At 73.3% G+C, this 25738-nt stretch carries 13 protein-coding genes and 3 pseudogenes; 3 read left to right on the top strand and 13 right to left on the bottom strand.

The window, feature by feature from the left end; translation table 11 throughout:
• The 4 genes from L6E12_RS23400 to L6E12_RS23385 form a co-directional block, all read right to left on the bottom strand.
• Positions 1–6587: type I polyketide synthase (locus L6E12_RS23400; protein ID WP_236230076.1), on the bottom strand; the 6587-nt coding region annotated here is incomplete at its 3' end.
• 53 nt (positions 6588–6640) lie between these two features.
• A complete protein-coding gene (locus L6E12_RS23395) occupies positions 6641–7468 on the bottom strand; it encodes an SDR family oxidoreductase (protein WP_236230075.1) in 828 nt (275 codons plus the stop codon).
• A 619-nt stretch (positions 7469–8087) separates the two neighbouring features.
• Positions 8088–9329: a lipase family protein gene (locus L6E12_RS23390; RefSeq protein ID WP_236230074.1), complete on the bottom strand. Its 1242-nt coding sequence runs from the start codon at positions 9327–9329 to the stop codon at positions 8088–8090.
• 206 nt (positions 9330–9535) lie between these two features.
• Positions 9536–11233 carry a DUF6801 domain-containing protein gene (locus tag L6E12_RS23385; RefSeq protein ID WP_236230073.1) on the bottom strand — a complete coding sequence of 566 codons (1698 nt, stop codon included), beginning with the start codon at positions 11231–11233 and terminating at the stop codon, positions 9536–9538.
• A gap of 920 nt (positions 11234–12153) precedes the next feature.
• Between L6E12_RS23385 and L6E12_RS23380 the strand changes: the two genes are divergently transcribed.
• Both L6E12_RS23380 and L6E12_RS23375 read left to right on the top strand, forming a co-directional pair.
• Entirely contained in the window at positions 12154–13548 is a 1395-nt protein-coding gene (locus L6E12_RS23380) for a CdaR family transcriptional regulator (protein ID WP_236230072.1), read from the top strand.
• A 260-nt stretch (positions 13549–13808) separates the two neighbouring features.
• Entirely contained in the window at positions 13809–14186 is a 378-nt protein-coding gene (locus L6E12_RS23375; protein ID WP_236230071.1) for an anti-sigma factor antagonist, read from the top strand.
• 568 nt (positions 14187–14754) lie between these two features.
• Here the strand turns inward: L6E12_RS23375 and L6E12_RS35805 are convergent.
• The 4 genes and pseudogenes from L6E12_RS35805 to L6E12_RS23365 form a co-directional block, all read right to left on the bottom strand.
• Positions 14755–16836: pseudogene (locus L6E12_RS35805) on the bottom strand (DNA gyrase subunit A); the annotation flags it as partial.
• Between the two features lie 375 nt (positions 16837–17211).
• Positions 17212–17877: pseudogene (locus L6E12_RS35800) on the bottom strand (LAGLIDADG family homing endonuclease); the annotation flags it as partial.
• A 12-nt stretch (positions 17878–17889) separates the two neighbouring features.
• A pseudogene (locus tag L6E12_RS35795) lies at positions 17890–19092 on the bottom strand (DNA gyrase subunit A); the annotation flags it as partial.
• Between the two features lie 73 nt (positions 19093–19165).
• Entirely contained in the window at positions 19166–21718 is a 2553-nt protein-coding gene (locus L6E12_RS23365; RefSeq protein ID WP_236230069.1) for an ATP-binding protein, read from the bottom strand.
• A gap of 247 nt (positions 21719–21965) precedes the next feature.
• Between L6E12_RS23365 and L6E12_RS23360 the strand changes: the two genes are divergently transcribed.
• Entirely contained in the window at positions 21966–22475 is a 510-nt protein-coding gene (locus L6E12_RS23360; RefSeq protein WP_236230068.1) for a lytic polysaccharide monooxygenase auxiliary activity family 9 protein, read from the top strand.
• Between the two features lie 48 nt (positions 22476–22523).
• Here the strand turns inward: L6E12_RS23360 and L6E12_RS23355 are convergent, their stop codons facing one another.
• The 5 genes from L6E12_RS23355 to L6E12_RS23335 form a co-directional block, all read right to left on the bottom strand.
• Positions 22524–23087 (bottom strand): acireductone dioxygenase, encoded by a 564-nt coding sequence (locus L6E12_RS23355; protein ID WP_236230067.1) that lies wholly within the window; start codon positions 23085–23087, stop codon positions 22524–22526.
• On the bottom strand, positions 23084–23701 hold the full coding sequence (gene mtnB / locus L6E12_RS23350) for a methylthioribulose 1-phosphate dehydratase (protein ID WP_236230066.1): 618 nt from the start codon (positions 23699–23701) through the stop codon (positions 23084–23086). Before mtnB ends, L6E12_RS23355 begins: the two co-directional genes overlap by 4 nt.
• Positions 23698–24417 (bottom strand): acireductone synthase, encoded by a 720-nt coding sequence (gene mtnC, locus L6E12_RS23345; RefSeq protein ID WP_236230065.1) that lies wholly within the window; start codon positions 24415–24417, stop codon positions 23698–23700. Before mtnC ends, mtnB begins: the two co-directional genes overlap by 4 nt.
• Positions 24410–25483 carry a s-methyl-5-thioribose-1-phosphate isomerase gene (locus L6E12_RS23340; protein WP_236230064.1) on the bottom strand — a complete coding sequence of 358 codons (1074 nt, stop codon included), beginning with the start codon at positions 25481–25483 and terminating at the stop codon, positions 24410–24412. The genes mtnC and L6E12_RS23340 overlap by 8 nt, the downstream gene beginning before the upstream one ends.
• A partial coding sequence (locus L6E12_RS23335) for an acyl-CoA dehydrogenase family protein (protein ID WP_255683397.1) occupies positions 25483–25738 on the bottom strand: 256 nt, incomplete at its 5' end. The genes L6E12_RS23340 and L6E12_RS23335, both read right to left, overlap by 1 nt.

Raw genomic sequence — 25738 nt, 5'->3', positions numbered from 1 at the left:
CCCAGCCCGGCGAGCGCGGCGCGCAGCCCGGCCAGGTCGGCAGCGGCGGCGGTGGCCGGGTGCTCGGCCGAGGTGGGCGGCCCGGTGCGGCCCGCGAGCACGATCCGGCAGCGCGCCGCCCCGGCGAGGGCGGTGGCCACCCTGGCGGTGATGCCGCGGGCGCCGCCGACGAGCAGCACCACCGAGTCCGGGGTCAGTCCGATGGCCTCGGCCTCGGCGTCGCCGGTCCCGGCCGGGCCCGCGCCGGTGGCGGCGAGGGCGCCAAGCGGGGTGGGCAGCAGGTCGAAGGCGAGCCTGCTCTCGCCCGCGACCACGACCGGCTCGGTGCCGGGGGTGAGCAGTTCGCCGATGATCGCCCCGGCCGCGTCGGCGGGCAGCTCGTCCCACTCCACCAGCCGGGACGTGGTGTCCGGGTACTCCCGGCGCAGCGTGCGGAAGAACCCGCGCATCCCCGCGGTGCGCACCGGGTCGCCGTGGGCGACGCCGAGGAGCCAGCGGGGCCGCCGGGTGAGCACGGACCGGAACATGGCGAACGCGGTGGGCAGCAGCGGTTCCTCGGTGGGCAGGCACACCAGCCCGTCGACCCGGTCGACCCACTCGGCCAGCTCGGGGAACCCGGTCAGCGGCACGGCCAGCGCCCCGCGCGCCGAGAGCTGCCCGGCCAGCTCCTCGACCAGTTCCGGGGTGCCGCCCGCGATGAGGATGGAGCAGCCGAACAGCGCGGTGGGGTCGTCGGAGGGCACCCCGGCCGCGTCGACCAGTCCGAGCACGTACCGCCCCGGTGCCTCTCCCAGCACCTCGGGCGCCCGCGCGGCGACGGGGGCGGGGGCCGCGGCGGGGGCCTGGGCGGCGGGTGCGGGTGCGAGCAGCGCGGCGAGTTCCGCCGCGGTCCGCGCCCGCACCAGGTCCTCCACGTCGGCCGAGCCGCCGAACCGGGCGATCAGCTCGCCCGCGATCTCGGTCCGCTTGATCGAGTCGACGCTCAGGTCGGCTTCCAGGTCGAGTCCCGGCTCCACCATCTCGACGGGGTAGCCGGTCCGCTCGGCGATCACGCCGAGCACCGAGCCCAGCGCGTCCTCGACCGGGACGGCGGCGGGCGCGGCGACCGGCGCGGGCGGGCCCAGCAGCGCGGCCAGCTCCGCCGCGGTCCGCGCCCGCACCAGCTCCTCCACGTCGACCGAACCACCGACCCGGGCCACCAGCTCCCCGGCGATCTCCGTGCGCTTGATCGAGTCGACGCTCAGGTCGGCTTCCAGGTCCAGCCCCGGCTCCACCATCTCCACCGGGTAACCGGTCCGCTCAGCGATGACGCCGAGCACGACGTCCAGCGCGTTCACCACCGGCGCGGCACCCACCGGCACACCAACCACCGGCACAGCACCCGCGGGCGCGGCGGTGCCCGAGGGGGCGAGCAGGGCGGCCAGCTCACCGGCCGTGCGGGCGCGCACCAGGTCTTCGACGTCCGCGCCGCCGCCGAGGCGGGAGCGCAGTTCGCCCGCGATCTCCGTGCGCTTGATCGAGTCCACGCTCAGGTCGGCTTCCAGGTCCAGCCCCGGCTCCACCATCTCCACCGGGTAACCGGTCCGCTCGGCGATCACGGCGAGCACGGTGGACAGCGCGTCCACCGCGGGCGCGGCGAGCGGGAGCGGCGTGGCGGCGGGCAGCGTGGACGGCAGGGCAGGCAGCGCGGTGGCGGGCAGGGCGGTCGGTGCGGCGGGGGCGGCACCGAGGTAGCCCAGCAGCACGTCGCGCTGGGCGGCCATCAGCTCCCGGCTGGAGCGGATGTACTCCGCCACCAACTGGTCCCGCGTGCCGCCCGCGGCGATCGGCGCGGGCGCGGCCGACAGCGGTGCCACCCGGCGGGCGGGCGCGAGCCCCCCGGCGACCGGCTGACCGGACGCGGTGCGCACCAACTGCCCGTCGATGGTCCACTGCGGAGCGGCAGGGGCGGGCAGCGAGCCGACGTCCAGGCCGCCGCGGCCCGAGGTGAGCCAGCCGGTGCGCAGCCGCACCCCCGCGACCGCCAGCTTCGCCAACGCGTGCAGCAGCGCGGGCAGCCCACCGTCGCGGGTGGACTCCAGGCTGACGACGGTGTGCGGGCGCTCGCCCAGGGTGGCGCGGACCAGGTTGCCCAGCACCCGGCCGGGCCCGGCCTCCAGGAACACCCGGGCGCCGTCGGCGTACATGGCCTCGACCTGGCCGACGAACAGCACCGGCGAGGCGAGCTGCGCCGACAGCTCGTGCCGGATGCCCGGCGCGTCGTCGACGTACGGGCGGGCCGTGCGGTTGGCCCACACCGGCACCCTGGGCGGGGCGAAGTCGACCCCGGCCAGCCGCTCGGCGAACGCGTCGGCGGCCCCGGCGACGACCGGGCTGTGGAACGCGCAGGCCACCTCGATGCGCTTGGCGGGCAGCCCGGCCGCGCGCAGCACCTCGACGGCTTCGGCGACCAGCGCGGTGGGCCCGGAGATCACCATCTGCCGGTGCGCGTTGTGGTTGGCGACCACGACCCGACCGGCCAGCATCGCCGACTCCAGCGCGGCCTGCACCTCGCCGTACTCGCCGGTGACCGCGGCCATGGTGCCCGGGTCCGCACTCGCGGCGGCCAGGATGGTCTCCGCGCGCACCTCGCTCAGCGGCAGCAGCCGCGCCGGGTCCAGCGACCCGGCCGCGACCAGGGCGACCAGTTCGCCGTAGGAGTGCCCGGCGTACATGTCCGGTTCGACGCCGAGCTTGCCGAGCAGCTCGTTCGCGGCCAGGCCGGTGGCGCCGAGCGCGGGCTGGGCCACCCTGGTGTCGCGCAGCGCGTCGCGCTGGGCGGCGGCGGTCTCGGGGGTGAACGCGTCCGGCGGGAAGATCGCGTCGGCGAGCGCGCCGCGGCCCAGGTGCCTGGCCAGGTCGGGGAAGGCGACGAACAGCTCGGCGAGCATCCCCGGCCGCTGGCTGCCCTGACCGGGGAACAGCACGGCGAGCTTGCCCGCGGGCTGCCCGTCGGCCCGGTACAGCCCGGCCTTGGGGTCGGTCTCCCCCGCCAGCGCCCGGCGCAGCAGGGTGGTCAGCGAGTCCAGGTCCGACGCCACGACGGCGACCCGCACCGGGGCGGTCTCCCGCTCGGTGCGCAGCGCGGTCGTGCGGGCCAGGTCGAGCAGCGTCCACGGGTTGCCCGCGGCGGCGTTGGCGGTGGCGGTCTGCAACAGCCGGTCGACCTGGCGGTGCGCGGCGGCGTCGTCGGCGCCGTGGAAGGTGAACAGCTCCGCGGGCCAGCGGCGCACCCCGCGGCGGGTGAACGCGGCCGAGGCGTGCCCGGTGAGCACGACGTGGAAGTTGGTGCCGCCGAAGCCGAAGGCGCTCACCCCGGCCACCCGCTCGGCCGGGTCGCGCGGCCACGGGGTGGCGGTGGCGCGGAAGGCGAGCGGGCCGTCCGGGGTCCAGGCCGGGTTCGGCGCGGTGACGTGCAGGGTGGGCGGGCGGACCCCGGTGTGCAGGGCCATCGCGGTCTTGATCAGCCCGGCCAGGCCCGCGGCGCACTTGGTGTGCCCGATCTGGGACTTGACCGAGCCGACGACGGTGCCGCCGGGGCGGGCGCCCGCCTCGGTGAAGACCTCGGTGAGGGTGCGCAGCTCGGTGCGGTCGCCGACCACGGTGCCGGTGCCGTGCGCCTCGACCAGTTCGACGTCGGCGGGTGAGACCCCGGCGGCGGCGTAGGCGCGGTGCAGCGCGCGGCGCTGGCCGTCGGCGCGCGGGGCGGTCAGGCCGAGGGCCTTGCCGTCGCTGGCGGTGCCGACGGCCTTGATCACCGCGTAGATCCGGTCGCCGTCGTGCTCGGCGTCGGAGAGGCGCTTGAGCACCACGCAGGCCACGCCCTCGCCCAGGGCGATGCCGTCGGCGCGGGAGTCGAAGGTGCGGCAGGCCCCGGTCGGCGACAGCGCGCCGACGGAGGAGAACAGCAGGTAGTCGTCGATGGCGTTGTGCAGGTCGGCGCCACCGGCGAGCATCACCTCGGCGTTGCCGGAGGCGAGTTCCTTGCACGCCACGTCCACCGCGGCCAGCGAGGACGCGCAGGCGGCGTCGACGGTGTAGTTGGCGCCGCCGAGGTCGAGCCGGTTGGCGATGCGGCCGGAGATGACGTTGGCCAGCCTGCCGGGGAAGGAGTCCTCGGTGAGCCGGGGGAGCTGGTCGTCGAGTTCCGGGGGCACCGCGCCGAAGTAGGCGGGCAGCGCCATCCGCAGGTTCGCCGCGGTGGCCAGGTCGGACCCGGGCTCGGCGCCGAACACCACACCGGTCCGGTCGCGGTCGAAGCCGCCGTGGGCGTAACCGGCGTCGACCAGCGCGCGGTGGGCGGCCTCCAGGGCGAGCAACTGCACCGGTTCGATGGCCGCGAGCGCGGCGGGCGGGATGCCGTAGCGCAGCGGGTCGAACGGCACGGGGTCGAGGAAGCCGCCCCACTTGGACGGGGTGCGGTCGCCGGAGCCCCTGGTGGCCGCGGGGTCGTGGTAGACCTCCGGGTCCCAGCGGTGCGCGGGGACCTCGGTGACGCTGTCGAGGTTGCCGACGATGTTGGCCCAGAACGACGCCAGGTCACCGGCTCCGGGGAACACGCAGGACATGCCGACCACGGCGATGTCCAGCGGTTCCGGCTCGGGGCGCTGCGGGCGCTCGACGCCCAGTTCGGCGCGCACGGCGGTGGCCCTGGCCCGGTGGAACTCCCCGGCCCGGGTGGTCACGTCGGCGTGCAGCCCGGCCACGGTGGTGACCGCCGAGCGCAGCGTGGCGACCTGACCGGCCATGAACAGGCCCTGCTCCAACTGCCCGTCCGCGTCCACGTCGACCAGGTCCGGGCCCTCGCGGCGCAGGCCCTTGCTGGCGATGCGCAGCCGCCCGGTGTTGAGCCGCTCCAGTTCCTCCCACACCTCGCGCTGCGGCACGCCGGACTCCAGCAGCCGCCTGCCGGTCTCGTCGAAGGTGTCGGTGAACGGGCTGGGCACGCAGCGGGTGGCGTGCCCGGGGGCGGTGCGCAGCACGGCGGTGGTCTCGGCGGCCACGACCTGCCGCTGGAAGGTCTCGGTGACCGCGCCGTGCGCGACGGCCTCCTCGGTGAACAGGTACCCGGTGCCCATCAGCACCCCGACCTCGGCGCCCCGGTCGGCCAGCGGACCGGCGAGCGCGGCGACCATCGCCGCCGAGCGGGCGTCGTGCACCCCACCGGCGAACAGGACCTGCACGCCCGCGACGTCGGCGCGGTCGCGCAGCACGTCGAGCTGGGCCTGCCAGAGCGCGAAGCTGGTGCGCGGGCCGACGTGGCCGCCGCACTCGGCGCCCTCGAAGACGAACCGGCGCGCGCCCGCGTCGAGGAACTGGGTCAGCAGCCCGGGTGAGGGCACGTGCAGGAACGTGGCGATGCCGACGTCCTCCAGCGCCCTGGCCTGGTCGGGGCGGCCACCGGCGATCAGCGCCACCGGCGGGCGCAGCTCGCGGATCACCTCGAGCTGGGCGGCGCGCAGCTCGGCCGGGGCGAACCCGAGCACGCCGACGCCCCACGGCCGCTCGCCCACCCGGGCGGCGGTCTCGACCATCAGCTCCCGGCTGCGCTCGCCGGAGGACAGCGCCAGTGCCAGGAACGGCAGCCCGCCCTCGGCCGCGACGGCGGCGGCGAACCCGGCGGTGTCGCTCACCCTGGTCATCGGGCCCTGCGCGACCGGCAGCCCGGTGCCCAGCGCGGCGGCCAGCGGCGAGCCGGGGCGCAGCACGGCCGGGCGGTCCTCGCGCACGGCGTCGGCCACGGCGTTGAGGACCGCGCGGACGGCGCGGGCCACGCCGCCGAAGCGGGTCAGGAAGCCCGCGGCGAGGTAGGCGTCCTGGCCGATCGGCAGGCTGCCGGTGGCCGGGGCGCGGCGGGGCAGCACCCGGTGCCCGTCGACGACGACGGTGTCGGTGCCGTCCCCGGTGGACAGTGCCGCGACCAGCGCGTCCGGCACGTCGGCCTCGGGCAGCAGGGCGAGCTGGGTGTCCAGGACGACCCCCGCCGCGCCGCCGACCACGGCCGCCGCGGCGGTGTCCGGGCCGATCCCGCCGCACAGCCACACCGGCAGTGACAGGCCGGGGGCGGACAGGAGCTGTTGCAGCAGCACGAACGCGCCGGTGTCGCCGACCCGCCCGCCCGCCTCGTTGCCGCGGGCGATCACCCCGTCGGCGCCCTGGTCGTTCGCGGCCCTGGCCTCGGCCAGGGAGGTGACCTCGACCAGCACGAAGTACCGGTCGGGCACGTCGGCGACCCGCCAGGCGGAGTCGCCGCCGAGCACCACCACGGCCAGCCGCTCGACCGCCGCGCCGAGCACGGCGGCGACGTCGGCGAACCCGAGGTCGCAGTCGGCGGGCACCCGGATGCCGAAGCGGCGCTCGGCGGGCCAGCCCGCCGCGTAGCGCAGGGCGGCGCGGGCGACCCGGTCGCCCGCGCCGAGGTCGAGCACGCCCAGGCCGCCCGCGGCGCTGACCGCGCCGCAGAGCCCGGCGCAGGGCTGCCCACCGGGGCCGATGCCCAGCACCAGTTCGGGCCGCTCGTCCCGCGCTCCCGCCGACGCCTCCGTCATCTCCGCGCCTCCGTCGTGTCCGCGTTTCCGCGTGGTCTCGCCTGGTCTGTTGGTCAGGGGGTGGGCTGCGCGCGGCGGCCGGTGCCGCGGCGGGCCGTCGCGGCCGCGCGCCGCTCGGCGACCCAGGTCTCCGGGTCGGCGGCCTTGCGGGCGTGCAGCACGCCCACCTCGGGGTGCGGCAGGATCAGGAACCGGCCCTCGGCGATGCCCGCGACGGCGGCGTCGGCGACCTGCTCGGGTTCGATGATCGGGGCCGTCGCGGTGATCGCCCGCGCCGCCGGGTGCCCGGCCTCGACGCCGGGCATCAGGAAGTCGGTGCGCACGCCCATCGGGCACAGCGCGCTCACACCGATGCCCAGGTGGCCGTAGCCGCAGGCCAGCCACTCGGCCAGGGCGACGGCGGCGTGCTTGGTGACGGTGTAGGGGGCGTCGCCGGGCAGGCCGAGCAGGCCCACCCCGGAGGCGGTGATCAGCAGGTGCCCGCCGCGGCGGCGGGACATGCCCGGCAGCGCCGCTTGGGCCAGGTGCACGTGCGCCATCACGTTGACCGACCAGGAGTCCGCCCACTGCGCCGGGCTCGCGTGCACGCCCATGCCCGTGGCGACGCCCGCGTTGGAGCAGATCAGGTCGGCGCCGCCGTGGTCGCGCTCGACCAGGGCGACGAGGTCGCGCACCTGCTCGGGGTCGGACACGTCGGTGCGGACCGCGACGGCCGCGACCCCGAGGTCGCGCACCCGGCCTGCGACCGCGCCCGCGGCGTCGGCGTCGCGGTCGGACACGACCACCACCCGAGGCCGCTCGGCCGCCAGCCGCAGCGCGAGGGCGGCCCCGATGCCGTTGCCCGCGCCGGTGACCACCACCGACCTGCCAGGGATTTCCATGCCGTGTCCTCCGACCGGAATTGTTCCGCCTACCCGGTCCGCTCGACCGGGTGCGGGCCGAGGAGTTTCCGGCGCCTGCCGGGCGAATTTAGAATGCGCCCTCAGACAACGTCAAGCAGGGGTAGTGAAGTTCTCATGGCGAACACTGTTTCTTTATGCCAACTTGTGGGTCGGTGAGCAGTTACGCCGGGTGGAGCAGTGGGTGACCGCCTGTCGAAGCGGCTGGCCGAACGGGTGATAGGCCCAGCTCAGAGGCCATAAACAGGCGGGCAACGCGAGAGTTGTTCGCGGTCCGCCCGGCGGGCGACATGTGGCCGATGTGCCAAACATGAGCAGAACCCGCATTTCTCGCCACCGGCGGGCAGACCACGCCCAATACCACCACCCCGACCGGATCACCGAATCGGTCACCCACCGTTCACAATTCCCCCAGTAACCGCAATTAGCGACCGGGGGCGTTCGCAATAGGTCCCCACGGGGATTAGGGGGAGCAGGTCCGCGACCGGGGGGCGATCCCCGTGACCCCGGACACAGAACGGCGGAGCCCGGGGGGACCGGTTCGGTCCCCCCGGGCTCCGCCGGGGTCGTGCGCGGGCGGCTCAGGCCCGCCGCGCCGGGATCAGGCGCAGTTCGGGGTCGCGGGCTTGCCCTCGATCCGGTCCTTCACGAACGCCAGCGCGTCCTTGTTGCCGGTGTAGACCAGCGTGATGTGGTCGGACTGGAACTCCTTGAACTGCACCGAGGTGCCGTTGCCGCAGAGGTCCTTGCGCAGCGTGCGGCCCTGGCTCGGGTCGACGAGGTCGTCCTGGGCGCCCAGGTACTGGTAGACCGGCACGGCGATCTTCTTGGTGCCGAGCTTGTTCTCCGCGACCCTGGCCAGCCACGGCGGGGTGAGCACCGGGCTGGTGGTCGTGTAGTCGAGCAGCTTCTTGTTCGCGTAGGTGGTCAGCAGCTCGACGGTGCAGGCGCCGTTCTCCAGGTCGCTGAACATCTTCTTGCCCGCGTCGTTCATGTAGCTCGCGAGCTTGAGGTCCGGGTACGCGTGGTCGAGGCCGAGCAGGGCGTAGGCGAGGAAGCCGAAGCCCTTCTTGCCGTCGAGAGAGAGCGCCACCTGGGTCAGGTCGGCCGGGACGCCGCCCGCGGCCACGCCCACCAGGTTGACGTCGGGGGCGTAGGTGGGCTGGACCTGCGCGCCCCACAGCGCGGCGCCGCCGCCCTGGGAGTAGCCGCGCAGCACGACCTTGGCCGACGGGCTCCACGCCACGTCCGGCAGGCGCTGGCCCGCGCGCACGATGTCGAGCATGGCCGGGCCCTCGGCTTTGCCGGTGATGTAGGTGGTCTTGCTCGGGTTGGGGCCGTAGCCCTCGTAGTCGGTCATCGCGACGGAGTAGCCCGCGGCGATGAAGTCGTTGACCGCGGGCTGCTCGTAGAGCGCACCGATCTCGGACATGTACGACGGGGTGCACTTGAACGCCGGGCCGTGCGTGCCGACCCCGAAGCTGATCACCGGGGTGGTCTTGGGGTCCTTGCCCTTGGGGGTCAGGATCGTGCCGGTCACCGCGATCGGGGCGCCGAGGGCGTTGGTCGACAGGTACATGACCTGCCAGGCGTTGATCTTGTCGGTCGCGGCCCCCGCTTTCGACGGCTTCGACCGGATGATGTCACCGGGCTTTCCCGCGGGCAGCGGGTTCGGCGGCACGTAGAAAGCGGGGTCCTCCGGTTCGGTGGAGTAGGCGGGCGCGGCGGCAGCGGCGACGGCCTGTGCTTTCACACCTTCGGCCGCCACTCCGGCAGGCGCCTGCCACACGGCCGTGACCAGGCCCAACGCCAGCAGCGGCACCATGACCGCCGCACGTGGCACACGCGTTTTCATCCTGGACAACTCGACCTCCGGAACGGCAGGAAATTATTTTCGGAAATGACAAGGAAATATTACCACCAGATAGCGCGACAATTCCTCATTGGATTCTCACAAATAGGACCATTGCGCTTTTAGTGTCCGTGACAAGCCGGATGCCCGGCGGAGCCGTGGGGCTCCACCGGGCATCCGGGGTGTGCTGGTGGGGATCAGGCCTGGTTGCGGGTCCGGCGGCGCTGCCAGAACAGCGCACCGGTACCGGCGAGCAGGAGCGCCCCGCCGATGGCCAGCGGGAGACCGATCGAGGCACCGGTGGAGGCGAGGCCGCCACTGTTGCCCGACGGGTAGTTGCCACCGGGGTAGTTGCCACCGGGGTAGTTGCCGCCACCGCCACCGTAGCCGGGCGGGTCCTGGGTCAGGACCGGCGGCAGGGTGGTGGTGACGTCGGTGGTCGTGGTGACCGGCGGGGTGGTCGCCGAGGTCGGCGGCGTGGTCGAACCCGAGGTCGGCGGGGTGGTCGAACCCGAGGTCGGCGGGGTGGTCGACCCGGAGGTCGGCGGGGTCGTCGAACCCGAGGTCGGCGGGGTGGTGGAGCCCGAGGTCGGCGGCGTGGTGGTACCACCACCGCCACCGATGGTGAAGCGGCCCAGCTCGGTGTCCTGGCCGTCGACCAGCTTGCACAGCGAGTCGAAGGTCTCCAGGCCGGTCTCGGAGCCGTCGGCCTTCTTCGGGGTCAGCGTGGTGGTGAAGTCGCCGACGTTGATGACGGTCTCGCCCGCGGCCGGGACCGGCTGCGGCGCGACGTCACCCGAGGCGGTGACGGTGAAGGTGCCCTTGGCCGGGACGTTGGTCTTGGGCACGTTCAGGCCCGGGATGGTGATGTTGATCTTGGTGCCCGCGTTGTCCGCGATGACGTTCGCCTTGGCCGAGCCCTCGACGGTGGCCGCGCCGACCAGGGACAGGCCCTGGGTGGCGGTCTCCGGCACGGTCGCGATGGCGGAGAAGTCCGTGGTGGTCAGGTTGCCACCGGCGGCGGCGGGCGGGGTCAGCGTGGCCTTGATCTGCACCCCGAGCTGCTGCTCACCGATCAGCGGGAACGGGCAGCGGTAGTTCAGCGACTTGTCGACCGTGATCGGCGTGCCGCCGCCACCGGGCTCGCTGGTGGGCGGCTCGCTGGTGCCCGAGGTGGGCTCGGTGGTGCCGGAGGTCGGCTCGGTCGTGCCCGAGGTCGGCTCCGTGGTGCCCGAGGTGGGCTCCGTGGTGCCGGAGGTCGGCTCAGTGGTGCCCGAGGTCGGGGCGGTCGTGCCACCGCCACCCGGGGCGCCGACGACGAAGTCGAGGATCTTGGCGTCCTGGCCCGGGTCCATCGTGCACTTGGACTCGAAGGTCTCCAGGCCGGTCAGGCTGCCGTCGGCCTTCCTCGGGGTCAGGGTGGTGGAGAAGTCGCCGATCACGACCGTGGTCGGGCCCTGCTTCGGGTACGCCGTGGGCACCTGGCCCTTGGCGAGCACCGTGAACGTGCCCTTGGCGGGCACGTTCGTCTTGGCCACGGCGAGGTCGGGGATGGCGATCGGCAGCGCGATGCCCGCGTTGTTCAGCGTGATCTCCGCCTTGCCGGTGCCCTCGACGGTGGCCGCGCCGACCAGGGTCAGGCCCTGGGTGGCGGTCTCCGGCACGGTCACCGTGGCGGTGAACTCACCGGCCTTGAGCTCGCCGCCCTCGTTGGCGGGCGTCTCCACCACCGTCTTGATGTTCACTGCCAGCTTCTGATTGCCGATCAGCGGGAACGGGCAGGTGTAGTTGAGCGTCTTGTCGACGGTCACCGTGGCGGCGGAGCTCTGCCCGGCCGACAGCAGCAGTCCGCCGATCACCACCCCGGTCACTCCGATGGCGGACGTCGCCGCCATCAGCTTATTCGACTTCAGAATCCTCATGTCCTCTTCCGTTTCCCGTGGGGACGCACTCGGCCCGCCGGTGGCGGGGTCGAGCCCGGGGGGTTGGGTGGTCAGCCCGGGAAACCGCGCTGACCACGGTGGCACCTATCTCGTGTCGGTCAACGCGGGGTCCGGGGTGTTGCGGACGCGGGTTCCGGTCGTCGGTCCGCCGTCCCGGCGGGTCGGCGAGCGCGGCACCGGCGGTGCCGGTTCGGTCGTGCCCCGGTGGCGGGGGCCGGACGAACGGGGGGTGCGCGGGCAGCCGGAACCGACGGCGGCTCTTGCGCGATCCGCTCCGTTGCGCGATCCCATTGTTCGTCTCCCAGCGGGACAAAACACGATCGGTTGTCAACACACCGGCGAGAATGCTGTCTTCACCAGCGCCTTACCACCCTTGTCGGATCCTGAAACACACTGACCGAATGCGCTCCGGGGACGCCGGTGGGTGGCTGAAACTTTCCAGCCACTTCAGGGCAACTTACCCATTGGTAAGATGTGATGCAAGACCCCGATAAGACGCAGATATCGGCAATTGATTGGCCGTTAATGCCAAGGGGCGGCACCCGCGCGCGCACCCCCATGACAACTGTCACGCGCTGCACCCGAATGGACGCACAGCGTGCGTCCGCCCGCCAACCGGGGTGTGACCAGCAGTTTCTGCATACCGCAGGTCGTCGAGCGGGCACTTGTCACAATCGGACGATGTTCCGGCGCCAAGTCCTCACGTCGCGACAAGAAACTTTTTCATGTTCCCGCTCACACTGGGATTTCCGGCATGTTTCTCGAACTGTTTGACACCCGAGACAACACATATTTATCGTCGGCGGAGCAAACCGGTCACCGTCCCTGTTGACACGGACGGCTGTTTTGTCACGAAGAGGTGGCGCATGACGATGGAACCGACACGGAACTCCGCAACACCGAGTTCGACCGCGGTCGGGTTGCGACTCGCGGCCCACCGCGGCGCCACCACCCCCGCGGCCGAGCGCGCCGCCGCCCCCGGCACCCCCACCGGGCGCGGGATCAGCGCCGCCAGGGCCCTCTGGTCCGCCATCCCCCCGGAGCTGTCGGTGCGCATGCGCAGGCAGTCCGGCGACCTCGTGCGCGAGGTGATCGGGGAGATCCAGGCCGCCGTGCCCGCCTACGCCCAACCGCTGCGGGGCCAGTTCCGCGAGGTGCTGGTCGGCTCGGTGGAGATGGCGATCGTGCGCTGCTTCGACAGCTCCGGCGACGTCAACGGGGCCGTGCACGACTGGACGAACGCCTTCACCTACGCGGGCAAGGTCGAGTACGCCCAGGGCCGCACCATGGACGCGCTGCAGACCGCGGTCCGCGTCGGCGCCCGGGTGGTCTGGCGGCGGATGAGCGCCGTCGGCCGCACCATGGGCGTGCCCACCGAGACCCTGTTCACCCTGGCCGACCGGATCTTCGCCTACGTCGACGAGGTCTGCGCGATCGCCATCGCCGGCTACACCGAGGCGCAGGGCAACGCGACCGGCGCCCTGGAGCGCCGCCGCAGGCAGCTACTCAAGCTGATCCTGTCGAACCCGCCGGTGCCCCCGCAGGCGATCGCCGACCTGGCGGGCACCACCGACTGGGTGGTGCCCGAGCGGCTGGCGGTGATCGCCCTGGAGTACCGGCCCGCCGCCGACCAGCTCCCCGCCTCCGTCTTCGGCGGCGACGTGCTGGTGGACCTGGAGAGCGCCGACCCGTGCCTGGTCGTGGCCGACCCGGACGCGCACCTGCCCGCGCTGGTGGGCGAACTGGCGGGCCGCCGCGCCGCCATCGGCCCGACCGTCCCACTGGCCGAGGCCCACCGCTCGCTGTCCTGCGCCCGCCGCACCCTGGTGCTGGCCCAGCGCGGGGTGCTGCCCGACGAGAAGGTGCTGCGCTGCTCCGAGCACCTGTCCGCGCTGGTGCTGCTGTCCGACGAGTTCCTGCTCGACCAGCTCACCCAGCGCGCCCTGGAGCCGTTCGCCGACCTCACCCCCAAGCAGCGCGACCGGCTGACCACCACCCTGCTGGCCTGGCTGGAGACCCGGGGCGGCATCAACGAGATCGCCACCCGCCTCGACGTGCACCCGCAGACCGTGCGCTACCGCATGCACCAGATCGAGGAACTCCTCGGTGACCGGATCGACGACCCGCAGGAGCGGCTGTGCATGGAGATCGCCCTGCGCGCCCGCACCCTGCTCGACCCCGGCGTACCCGCCCAGCGCAACCCCCACGACGAGGACGACGAGGAAGCCGCCCCGGCACCGATCTCCCTGGTGGGTCGGCGCCGCTGACCCCGACCGGGCGGCGCGAAAGCGCCACGGCCCGCGCCCGCACCCGCGGTCCCCGGAGCTGGTCACCAGGCGTGACCACGCAGCGCAACCCACCGGTCGCCGACAGCACCCGACCGTGGGGTTGTGTCCTGCGGGCCGAAGCGTAGCGTCGGAGGGGTCCCACTCTTGGTGACGCTGCGTTGGGAATGCCGCCCGGGCCCCTGCTCCGGGCAGCGACCGAGCATTTTCATCGTGGCCGCCCCGACCTCCCGGAGCGCCACATGCCCGAGACGATGACCCTGTCCGTGCGGCACGACCACATCGCCGACGTGCCGGTGCTGCGGCTGTCCGGCGACATCGACCTGGCCACCCGCGACACCGCCGCCGCGGCCATCGCCGTCCGCCAGCGCGGCAGGCCGCCGGTGCTGGTCCTCGACCTCGGCGGGGTCGACTTCCTCGGCGCCTGCGGGCTGTCGCTGCTGGTCCGCGCCCGGCGGCGGGCTGAGGACGACGGCGGGGTGCTGCTGGTGGTGGGGTGCGGGCGGTCGGTGCTGCGGGGGCTTGAGGTGACGGGGCTGTTGGGGGCGGTCCAGCCGTACACGAGCATCGCGGAGGCGCTGGTGGCCATCGGGACGATCCCGAGGCAGCGCACGCGCTGAGGCTGGGTTTCGGCTCTCGCGCGGGGGCCGGGTGTCGGCCGTGTGCTTCGGCTCAAGCGCCGGTCGTTTGTCGGTGGTGCCCGGGTGGATCTGCTCGGCCGTGCCTGTGTATCAAAGCCCGGTCGTTTGTCGGTGGTGCCCGGGTGGGTGGATCTGCTCGGGCGGGGCCCCTACGCCGATCATGCGCCCAGTGTGACCGAGTGGGGCTGAAGAGATGCCCCACAGCCCAAGCAGGCTCGCACATGATCGGCACCCCCACCCAAGCACATCCACCCACCCGGACCTCTACGTAGCCGGGCCGGCGGTTGCGGGGGTGGTCGGCGGCTGCGCAGGGTGGGGTTGCGGGTGGCTGGCCGCCGGGCCGGCGGTTGGTGGGGTGGTCGCTGGCTGCGCAGGGTGGGGTTTGGGCGGCTGGCCGCAGGGCCGGCGGTTGGTGGGTGGCCGCTGGGGTTGGCGTGGCCGACCGCCCGGCCGGCGGGTGGCGGGGCGGTCGGCAGCTACGCAGGTGGGGTCCTGGTCGCAGGCCGCCGGGCTGGCGGGTGGAATTGGTGTGGCTGGTGGGTGCGGGTCAGTCCCTCTCGATCAGGTGACCGACCACGTCCGGTCCCGGGTGTGCTGCTCCGGAACCGTCGCGGCGGGGTTCGATGGCGGGGAGTTCCACCGCGGAACCGTTCTTGCCCGCGGCGGCCGGGCGGGAGCCGACCCAGGCGAGGACGAGGCCGGTTTCGCCCTTGAGGAACCGGTGGGCGCGGACGCCTCCGGTGGCGCGGCCCTTCGCCGGGTACTCGGCGAAGGGGGTGACCTTGACCGACTGGCCGGTGGAGGTGACGACCACCGGTTCGCCGTGCGTGGAATCGTCCGTGGCCACCGCGCCGAAGAACAGGGCGTGGGCGTTCGCGGGGAGGTTGATGCCTGCCATGCCGCCGCCCTTGAGGCCCTGGGGGCGGACCAGGCTTGCCGCGTAGCGCAGGAGTGCGGCCTCCGAGGAGACGAAGACCAGGGATTCGGTGCCGTCGCGGAGCCAGGTGGCGCCGATGATCTCGTCGCCCGGTTTGAGGGAGATGATCTCGAACTCGTCGGAGCGGACGGGCCATTCCGGGGCGCAGACCTTGACCACGCCCTGGCGGGTGCCCAGGGCCAGGCCGGGTGAGCCCGCCGCCTGCTCGCCCAGGGGGGCGATGCCGACGACCTTCTCGCCCTTGGCCAGGGGGACCAGTTCGCTGGCCGCCATGCCGCCGCTGAGCGACACGGTGCCCACCTGCTCGGGCAGCACCGGCAGCGGGAGCACGTCGGTCTTGAACGCGCGGCCGTGGTTGGTCACCAGCAGCACCTGGCCGCGCGCGGTGGAGTGGACCACGGCGCTGACCGCGTCGTGGCGGGCTCGGCCGTTGCGCCTGCGGGCCTCGGAGGACTCCTCGGATTCCGCCGCCGTGCGGGCCACCAGGCCGGTGGCCGAGAGGATCACCTGGCACGGGTCGTCGGCGACCTCCAGCGGGCCCGCGGGCTTGGACGCGGCCAGGACCTCCTTGAGGTCGCCGTCGATCAGGGCGGTCCGGCGCTCGGCGGTGAGGTCCTTGGCCACCCGGCCCAACTCGGCCGACACGACCCGGCGCAGCACGGCGTCGTCGTCGAGGATCTTGGCCAGTTCGGCGATCTCGGTGGTGAGGCGGTCCTGCTCGGTCTCGAGTTCGAGCTTGTCGAACTTGGTCAACCGGCGCAGCGGCGTGTCCAGGATGTACGAGGCCTGGACCTCGGAGAGGCCGAAGCGCGACATCAGCCCGGACTTCGCGGCGGCGGCGTCCGCGCTGGAGCGGATGAGCGCGATGACCTTGTCGATGTCGACCAGGGCCCGCAGCAGGCCCTCGACCAGGTGCAGCCGCTCCTCGCGCTTGCGCTTGCGGTACCGGGTGCGCCGGGTGACCACCTCGTAGCGGTGCTTGAGGAACACCTCCAGCAGCGCCTTGAGCCCGAGCGTGCGCGGCTGCCCCTCGACGAGCACCAGGTTGTTGATGCCGAAGGACTGCTCCATGGGCGTCAGCCGGTAGAGGTCGGCCAGCAGCGCCTGCGGGTTCACCCCCACCTTGCACTCGATCACCAACCGGGTCCCGTTCTCCCGGTCGGTCAGGTCCTTGACGTCGGCGATCCCGGTGAGCCGCTTGGACTTGGTGACCTCGTCGGTGATCTTCTCGATGATCTTTTCCGAGCCCACCTGGTAGGGCAGCTCGGTCACCGTGATCGCCTGCCGCCCCCGGCTGCCCTCCAGCGGGCCGATCTGCACCTTGGCCCGCATCCGCACGACCCCGCGCCCGGTCTCGTAGGCTTTGCGCACCTCGTCGAGGCCCAGCAGCATCCCCCCGGTCGGCAGGTCCGGGCCGGGGACGAACTCCATCAGCTTGTCCAGCGTCGCCGTCGGGTGGTTGATCAGCCACCGCGCGGCGGCCACCACCTCCCCCAGGTTGTGCGGGATCATGTTGGTGGCCATGCCCACGGCGATGCCGGAGGTCCCGTTCACCAGCAGGTTCGGGAACGCGGCAGGCAGCACGGTCGGTTCGAGCAACGACCCGTCGTAGTTGGGCCGGAAGTCGACCGTGTCCTCCCCCAGCTCCCCGACGAGCAGCATCGCCTCGGCCGACATCCTGGCCTCGGTGTTGTGGTTGACGAACCCGCCCGCGAGGAAGGAGTGGTCCTCGGTCACGACGCGGACCGAGTACACCTCTTCCGGCGCCCCGGCCTCGACCGAGGCCACGGTCTCGAACCGGTATCCGGAGTCCATGACGGGCAGGACCGTGGCGAGGACTTCCGGGTCCTCGATCCGATCGATGATCCGCAGCCGCTCGGTCTCCCACCGCTCCACGCGGTCGAAGTCGTACCGGGTCGACTCCTCGCCGCCACGCCCGTCCTCCTCGACGGCGCCGCGGACGAAGTCGCCGACGAACGGCACCCGCTCCTCGTCCGGCCCGGCCGGGGAGCGCCGGAGCAGGTCGTCGAGCCCGGACTGCGCGGCGCCGGGGAACCCGACCCGCTCGGCGAACGCCCGCACGTCGCGGCGCCCCGACACGGTGAGGCGGTGCTCGCCCGAACCGTCCGGCCGCACGTGGTCGCGGAGCCGGGCGAGGACGCCGAACTCGGCCAGGAGTTCCTGGACCTCCCGACCCAGCCGCACCCCGGGGGTGCCGCAGTGGACGGTGACACCACCCCCGGCCGCCTGCACCGCACCGCCGTGCTCGAACAGCGACATCAGGAAGGCCCGCTTGATCCCCCAGCCCCCGGACCACACGGACTCGGGGATGCCCTCGTCCGACGCCTGGTCCGCGGAGACCCGGGCTGCCGCCCGGACGCCGAGTGCCCGCTCCTCGGCGGTGGGCGTGACGTGCTGCCAGGCGTTGCGGGCCACGCAGACCACCATGCCCGGGATGAGCTCGTCGAGCCTGCGCCACTGGAACAGGGGGACGCCCATCGGCGCTTCGAGGCAGAGGACGAGGTGGTTCTCACTGCCGCGCAGCGAGAACCCGCTGTCGGTCTCCACGCGGAGCGTGGGGTGCACGCCGGAGTTGAAGACCCGGTCGACGCGGACCGCCTTGCCGTCCTTGTCCAGGACCTCGAAGTCCGCCTCGACCTCGGTGTCCGGGGCGAGGTCGGCCAGGTCGGCGATGCGCGGGCTGGTGCCGTCGGCCAGGCGGATGCGGGTGTCGCCGACGACGCAGTAGCGGCTGGCCGCCGGGCCGTCGTCCGGGGAGCCGAAGTTGCCGTGGCCGTCGATCAGGGGGGCGTTGAGGGAGAAGTCCTGGGCGAGGCGGACCATCGCGTCGTAGATGGCGGTGTCGCCGTGGGGGTGGTACTTGCCCATGCAGTTGTGCACGACGTGGCCCTCGACGACGAAGGCGTGGTCCGGGGAGCCGACCTGGATGTCGTGGGTGGTGGCGGGGGTGACCGGGGTGACCGAGACGACCGGCTGGGGGTCGGTGGGGGCGGTCATCGCGCGAAGCTGGCGGTGCAGTTCGGGGTCGGTGGCGGCGCAGGCGATGCCGGTGGGGTCGAGGCCACCGTCGGTGAGTCCGGCGAGGAAGCGGGGCCAGGTGGCGCGGTCGGACAGGACGTCCTCGGGGACGCGGCCCGCCAGGGCCTCGGTCATCGGGCGGGCGACCGGCTCGGCCGGGGTGAAGGCCAGCACGTGCAGGTCGCGGCCGTCGGGGGCGGCGGCCTCGCGCTTGTCGCGGCTGACCTCGACGCCCGCACCGATGGCCCAGCCGTGGGCGCGGTCGACGGCGTCGACCTCGGGGGTGCTGAGCAGGACCCGGCCGTCGTTGTCGACCGAGCCGAGGGCGGTGAGCAGGCCGAGGACGTACTCGGTGCCGGTGTCCTCCGCGCGGACCGGGGGGCGGGGGGCGGCGGAGACGGTCGTGGCGCCCGCCAGCGACCGGGCCTCCACCCAGCCGTCGGGGGTCATGAAGCGCTGGCCGGGGGTGACCACCAGGGTGTGGCCGTCGGCCCAGGTGAGGCGGACCAGGTCGGACACCGGGTTCTCGTAGACCTCGACCACCGGGACCGGGGCGCCCGCGCCGTCGAGCACCAGGTCGCCGACCTCCAGGGCCTCGATCGGGCGCAGCCCGGCCGGGGTGGAGACCAGGGCGCCGCGCACGAAGCAGTCGCCGACCACGCGGGAGGACTTCACGTAGGCGTGGGTGGGCCGGTAGCCCTGCTCGTTCATCGAGTACAGGATGCGGCGGTGCACCGGCTTGAGGCCGTCGCGCGCATCGGGGAGGGCGCGGGAGTGGATGACCGAGTAGGCGTACTCCAGGTAGGAGTCCTCGATCTCGGTCTTCACCGGGTTGTCGAACACCTGGGCGCCCGCCTGGTCGAAGGCGGTGGGGTCGACCTTGGTGGTGGGGCCCTTGCGGCGTGCCATGACTCAGCAGCTCTCTCTCGCGGTGGTTCTCAGGCTCTCGCGGTGCTCAGCGGATTCGGACGGCTCGGACGGCTCAGACGTCGATGGCGGACTGGTCGACCCGGCCGGAGGACTCCACCAGCCACGCCCGCCGCGGTTCGACCTTCTCGCCCATCAGCAGTTCCAGCGCGTTCTCGGCGGCCTCGGCGTCGTCGAGGGTGATCCGCCGGACCGAGCGGGTGGCCGGGTTCATCGTGGTGTCCCACAGCTCGTCGGCGTCCATCTCGCCGAGCCCCTTGAACCGCGGCACCGGGGTCACGACCTGCTTGCCCGCCTTCTCCAGCGCGGCGAGGGTGGTCTCCATCTCGCGCTGGGTGAAGGTGAACCGGGTCTCCGGGTTGCGCCCCTTGGTGGTGATCTTGTGCAGGGGCGGCATGGCGGCGTAGAGCCGCCCGTCCTCGATGACCGGTCGCATGTACTTGGCGAACAGGGTGATCAGCAGGGTGCGGATGTGCGAGCCGTCGACGTCGGCGTCGGCCATCAGGATGACCCGCCCGTAGCGCATGGTCGACAGGTCGAACGTGCGCCCGGTGCCCGCGCCGAGGACCTGCACGATGGAGGCGATCTCGGCGTTGCGCAGGGTGTCGGCGAGGCTGGCCTTCTGCACGTTGAGGATCTTGCCGCGCAGCGGGAGCAGCGCCTGGTACTCCGAGACCCGGGCCATCCGCGCGCTGTTGTGCACGAAGACCCCGGCGGCCAGGGCGAAGTTGTGGTGCTCGTCGACGGTGAGGTCGTAGACGTCCGCCGTCTCGGCGAGCGCCTCGACCGCCGCCACGGTGTGGTCCGGGGCGGGCGGGGCCAGCACGGCGACGCCCGCGCGGTCGGCGAGTGCGCGGTTCCGCTCGCGCCGGTGGCCGGTCCGGTCGAGAGCGCCCAGCGACATCAGGGCGGTGCCGGGGGTGAGGTGGTCGGCGCGGCGGTAGGAGCCGTCGTCGAGGCGGAAGAGGTGGTCGGGGGTGCAGCGGACCGACTCGCCGGAGCGCAGCGCCACCCGGACCAGGGGGGCGGCGCGCTTGGTGCGGCGGGGTTCGACCAGCGGCACGACGACCACCCGGCCGACCGCGTCGGTGGCGTACCCGAGGTGGCGCGCGCCCCGGTCCCAGTCGGCGGCGAGTTCGGCGAAGGTCAGGGTGCCGCCCGAGGCCAGGGCCACGGCGGTGTCGCCGGTGAAGCAGCCCAGGGCGCTGTCGCCCTCCACCAGGAACAGCTCGCTGCGGGCCAGGCCGGTGGTGCGGCAGTCGACGAGCTTGGCGGGCATGGCCGCGCCCTCCAGCGCGGTCTTGCGGCGGGCGGCGTCCTTCTGCTGCTTCTGCGTGAGCCGGACCCGGCTGGCGTCGACGACCTTCTGCAGCACGACCTTGGCCTCGGCCTTGGTCCTGCGGTCGTCGACCCACGCCTTGAGCTCGCGCTCGACCACGGCGCCGATGACCTTGGTGATGCCCGCGGTGGACAGTTCGTCCTTGGTCTGGGAGGTGAACTGCGGTTCCGGGACGCGGACGTGGATGACCGCGGTCATGCCCTCCAGCACGTCGTCGAGGGTGGGCGGGTCCTCTTTGGGCTTGAGCAGGCCCCGGGTGCGGGCGATGGCCTCCTGCAGGGACTTGAGCGCCGCCCGCTCGAAGCCCTTGCGGTGGGTGCCGCCGTGGACGTTGCGGATGGTGTTGGTGAAGCACTCGACGGTGCGCTCGTAGCCGGTGCCCCAGCGGAAGGCGACCTCGACCTCGGCCCGGCGCTCCACTTTGGAGCGCATGACGCCGTTCTCGTCGGCGGCGTTCTCGGTGTAGGTGCCCTCGCCGACGGCGAGCAGGATGCCCGACACCGCGCGGTCGCCCGCGGGGGTGAGGAACTCGACCATGTCGGTGAGGCCGTTCGGGAAGTGGAACGACTCCTCGGAGATCGCGTCGTCGACGGCGGTGCGCAGCACGTAGGCGACGCCGGGGACGAGGAACGCGGTGTTGCGCATCTTCTGCCGGACGCCGTCGACGTCGAGCTTGGCGCCGTTCTCGAAGTACCGCGCGTCGTACCAGTAGCGGATGGACGTGCCGGTGCGCTCACCGCGCTTCATCTTCCCGGTGATCTCCAGCCCCGACCTGCGGGTGAACTTCGCCGTCGGGCCGGGGCCGTCGAAGACGCCGGGGACGCCGTGCGCGAAGGACATCTGGTGGACCTTGCCCTCGCGCTTGACCACCACGTCGAAGCGGTGCGACAGGGCGTTGACCGCGGAGGCGCCGACGCCGTGCAGGCCGCCGGAGGTCTTGTAGCCGGAGCCGCCGAACTTGCCGCCCGCGTGCAACCGGGTGAGGACGAGCTCCACCCCCGACAGGCCCGACTTGGCGTGCGTGCCGGTGGGGATGCCGCGGCCGTCGTCGTCGACCTGGACGCTGCCGTCGGCGTGCAGGGTGACGACCACCCTGGTGGCCTCCCCGGCGACGCCCTCGTCGGTGGCGTTGTCGACGATCTCGGCGAACAGGTGGTTGATGCCGCGGCTGTCGGTGGACCCGATGTACATGCCGGGGCGCTTGCGGACCGCCTCGAGCCCTTCGAGGTGGGTGAGGTCGTCCGCCCCGTAGAGGGTCTCGGCAGTCACCGCGCAGCACTCCAATGCAGGTCTGGCCCAGGTCAGTCGAACAGGTGTCCCAAGGTACCGGAGGGTATCGGCCCACCCCGACACGATGAGGGAACCGCCACCCGGGGCTCGGTCGGGTTCTGCCGGGACACCTTGACGGATTGTCCGAAACCGACCTATGGTCTAGACCAAATTCTCTCTGGCGTCCCTGGTCCAGCCCGTCTCACCCCCGACCCGCGGGGGTGGACACCCTGTGGAGGAGCAGCCCATGAGATTCCCGCGCAAGATCGCCACCCTCGCCGCCGTCCCGCTGCTGTGGCTCGCCGTCCCGGCGACCCCGGCGCTGGCCCACGGCTACGTCGACTTCCCACCGAGCCGCCAGGCCAACTGCGCCGCGGGCCGGGTCGCCGGTTGCGGCGAGATCGTCTGGGAACCGCAGAGCGTCGAGGGCCCCAAGGGCCTGCGGAGCTGCCACGGCGGCAACGCCCGGTTCGCCCAGCTCAGCGACGAGACGAAGAACTGGCCGACGACGTGGGTCGGCAGGCAGGTGGCCTTCACCTGGCGGTTGACCGCCCGGCACGCCACCAGCACCTGGCAGTACTTCATCGGCTCGACGAAGATCGCCGAGTTCAACGACGGCGGCGCGCAGCCCGGCTCCACGGTGACCCACCAGGTCAACACGGCCGGGTTCACCGGGCGGCAGAAGGTGCTGGCGGTGTGGAACATCGCCGACACGCCCAACGCCTTCTACGCCTGCGTCGACCTGCAGATCGGCTGACCCACCGCGGGCCGCCTCCCCGTCGTCCCGCGGGGAGGCGGTCCGCGTTCAGCGGCCCGCGGTGATCTCGTCGAAGGTCGGGAAGCGGGCGGCGATCGAGTCCTCCAGGAACGAGGCGACCCAGCCGTCGTCGTCGTGGAAGAAGCGGATGGACACGTAGTCCGGGGTGGTGCCCATGTCGAACCAGTGGGTGGTCCTGGCGGGCACGCTGAGCAAGTCGCCCGCCTCGCAGAGCACCGCGTGCACGCGACCGGCGACGTGCAGGTAGAAGATGCCGGAGCCGCGGGCGAAGAAGCGGTCCTCGTCGTCGTCGTGGGTGTGCTCGGCGAGGAACTTCGCCCTGGCCGCCGCGGCGTCCTCCGCAGGCGCGGCCGGGGTCATGGTGACCGCGTCCACGAAGCCGTAGCCCTCGCGGGCGGACACCTCCTCGACCCGGTCGCGGTAGGCCGCGATGACCTCATCCGACGTCGGGTCGGCGGGCAGGTCGACCAGCGGCCAGCGGGTGAAGCGGACCCCCAGCGCGGACAGCACCCCGGTGATCTCCCCGGCGTCCTCGGTCCTGGTCAGCACGGTCCCCGGGTCGTCCTCGGGCCACACCGTCAACAGCGTCACGCGCAACCCCCGGCCGTATCGATCCCCTGTACCGCGTTCACGAACCGCAGCAGCCACTCCAGGCACTCGGCGCGGTGGCGGGCCTGCTCCAGGTCCGCCCCCCACACGTACACGCCGTGCCTGGCGACGACGAGCGCCGGGGTGGCCGGGTCGAAGCCCGCCTCGAACGCGTCGCCGAGCACGCGCATGTCCTGGCTGTTGGGCACGACCGGGATGCGCACCTCGTCGTCGTGGGCCGCCCGGCCGAAGCCCTTGAGCATCTCCAGGTCGCGCAGCACGATCCCGCCGGGGTTGCGCTCGGCGGCGATCACCGGGGCGAGCTGGTGCAGGTGCACCACCGCCCCCGCCCGCGCCACCCTGGCGATCCTGGCGTGCAGCGCAGCCTCCGCCGACGGGGGCAGCGTCCCGGAGACGGGGGCGCCGTGGAAGTCGACCTCCACCACGTCGGTCTCGGTCAGGGTTCCCTTGTCCAGGCCGCTGGCGGTGACGGCGAGGCGCAGCGGGTCGCGCCCCAGCGTGACCGACAGGTTGCCCGACGTGCCGCGCATCCAGCCCAGGGCGGCGAAGCGCGCGGACTCGGCGGCCAGCGCCCGGCCCGCCTCGGCGAGGTTCACGCGACCTCGATCCGGAGGTCGTCGAACGTGCCGACCACGCGGTGCGGGCCGAAGTCGGCGTCGGCGTAGGGCTCCCCCGCGCGCGCCAGCCCCACGGTCTGCCACCCGGCCTCGGCCGCCGCGTCGAGTTCGGCGGGCACGTCGGACAGGAACACGACCGCCCCGGGGTCGGGGTCGCCCAAGCCCTCGGTGATGGCCGCGTACGACGGCGCCTCCCGCTTCGGGCCCGCGTTGACGGTGTCGAAGTGGGAGCGGAACAGGCCGGTCAGGTCGCCGTCGGTGGTGTTGGAGAAGGACGCGACCTGGCCGCTCACCGCCCCGGAGGAGAACACGGCCAGCGCCAGCCCGGCCGCGTGCCAGGCGCGCAGGGCCGGGACCACGTCGGGGAAGTAGGAGGACACCAGTTCCCCGGAGGCGTACCCCTGCTGCCAGATCTCGCCCTGGAGGTCCTTGAGCGGGGTGGCCTTGCGGTCCTCCGCCATCCACCGGTGCAGCACCGCGACGACCTCGGCGGTCCCGGCGTCGTCGGCCAGCCCGGCCTCTGCCTTGGTCCTGGCCACCGCGGAGCGGACCAGCTCGGAGTCGGGGTGCGCGTCGATCCACGGCCCCAGCCGGGGGCGGGCGAAGTCGTAGAGCCCGACGTGGACGGCGCTGGTCGGCATCAGGGTGCCCTCGATGTCGAGGACGACCCACTGCGCCCGCAGGACCTCAGTCACTGACTGCCTTTCGGTGGTATCCGTCGAGTGCGTCCGGCGCGAACGGGCCGCGGTCGGTCACGACGGTGTGCACGAACCGCGGCGGCGTCACGTCGAAGGCAGGGTAGTGCCCGCGCACCCGGGTGCTGGCGGTGCGCACGCCGAGCGTGTGCAGGACCTCATCGCCGGATCGGTGCTCGATCGGCACGTCGGCGGCGGTCCGGGCGGCCGGGTCGGGGGCCTGCACCTGCGCCAGGAACGGCACGCCGAAGGCGTGCGCGGCGACGGCCAGGCCCAGGGTGCCGACCTTGTTGACCACGTGCCCGTCCATGGTGACCCGGTCGGCGGCGGTGAGCAGCGCGTCGACCTCCCCGGAGGCCAGCACGGCCGCGCCCATGCCGTCGGTGATCAGCGTGGTGTCCACGCCCATCTCGGCCAGGGTCTCCGCGGTGAGCCGGGCGCCCTGCAGGTACGGGCGGGTCTCGGTGCAGACGAAGGACACCTCGTTGCCCAGCGCGCGCACCGCGTTGACCGTCTCGATCAGGTAGGAGTCGGCCCAGCAGTGCGTCAGCACCCGCGCCCCCGGGGGCAGCAGCCGGGCGCTGTGCTCCCCCAGGGCGCGGCTGCGGGCGTGGTAGACCTCCGCGCCCCGCCGGGCCCCCAGTTCCGCCGCCGCCACCAGCTCCGCCCCGGACACCGGGCCGCACGGGGCCAGCACGGCGGCCACGGCCTTGCGCAGGTGGTTGTTGGTGGACCGGCTGGCGACCAGCAGCGCCCCGGCCCGCTCCAGCTCCGCCCTGGCCGCGGCGGGCGGGCGGGTCGCGGCGGCGCGGGCGGCGAGGACCATGCCATGCAGGGCGGCGAAGTACGGGCCCGAGGACTGGGTGACCATGTCCGCGATGGCCGCGGCGACCTCCTCGACGGTCGCGCAGCGCACCCAGGTCCGCTCGAACGGGAAGCGGCGCCGGTCCAGGATCAGCACCGCGTCCTCGGTCAGCCGGACGCTGTCGGCGAGCGTCGGCGCGGTCGGGTGCGGCACCGGCTGTGCTGTCGGCTCGGTCGTCGGCTCGGTCGTCGGGTGTGCCATCAGCTGTAGCCGTCGGGCACCGGCAGCTCGCCGGTGAGCAGGTGCCTGCCGAGCTCGGTGGCCTTGTAGACGGTGGGGTCGTGCAGGGTGAGGGTGCGGGCGTTGCGCCAGAAGCGGTCCAGCCCGACCCTGGCGGAGGTGGCGCGGGCACCGGTCAGCTCGAAGACCCGGTTCGCGACCTCCACGGCGAGGTCGGCGGTGACCACCTTGGCGGCGGACACCCGCAGGGCCAGCTCGCCGCGCGCCCCGGCGGTG

The organism is Actinokineospora sp. PR83 (assembly GCF_021056305.1).
In the GTDB taxonomy this organism is placed as follows: domain Bacteria; phylum Actinomycetota; class Actinomycetes; order Mycobacteriales; family Pseudonocardiaceae; genus Actinokineospora; species Actinokineospora spheciospongiae.
This window is presented reverse-complemented; position numbering and strand designations above follow the sequence as displayed.

Coding starts and splice junctions, on each gene's coding strand:
- L6E12_RS23395 (WP_236230075.1), bottom strand. CDS start 7,468: ATGGAAATCCCTGGCAGGTCGGTGGTGGTCACCGGCGCGGGCAACGGC.
- L6E12_RS23385 (WP_236230073.1), bottom strand. CDS start 11,233: ATGGCGGCGACGTCCGCCATCGGAGTGACCGGGGTGGTGATCGGCGGA.
- L6E12_RS23380 (WP_236230072.1), top strand. CDS start 12,154: ATGGAACCGACACGGAACTCCGCAACACCGAGTTCGACCGCGGTCGGG.
- L6E12_RS23375 (WP_236230071.1), top strand. CDS start 13,809: ATGCCCGAGACGATGACCCTGTCCGTGCGGCACGACCACATCGCCGAC.
- L6E12_RS23360 (WP_236230068.1), top strand. CDS start 21,966: ATGAGATTCCCGCGCAAGATCGCCACCCTCGCCGCCGTCCCGCTGCTG.
- L6E12_RS23340 (WP_236230064.1), bottom strand. CDS start 25,483: ATGGCACACCCGACGACCGAGCCGACGACCGAGCCGACAGCACAGCCG.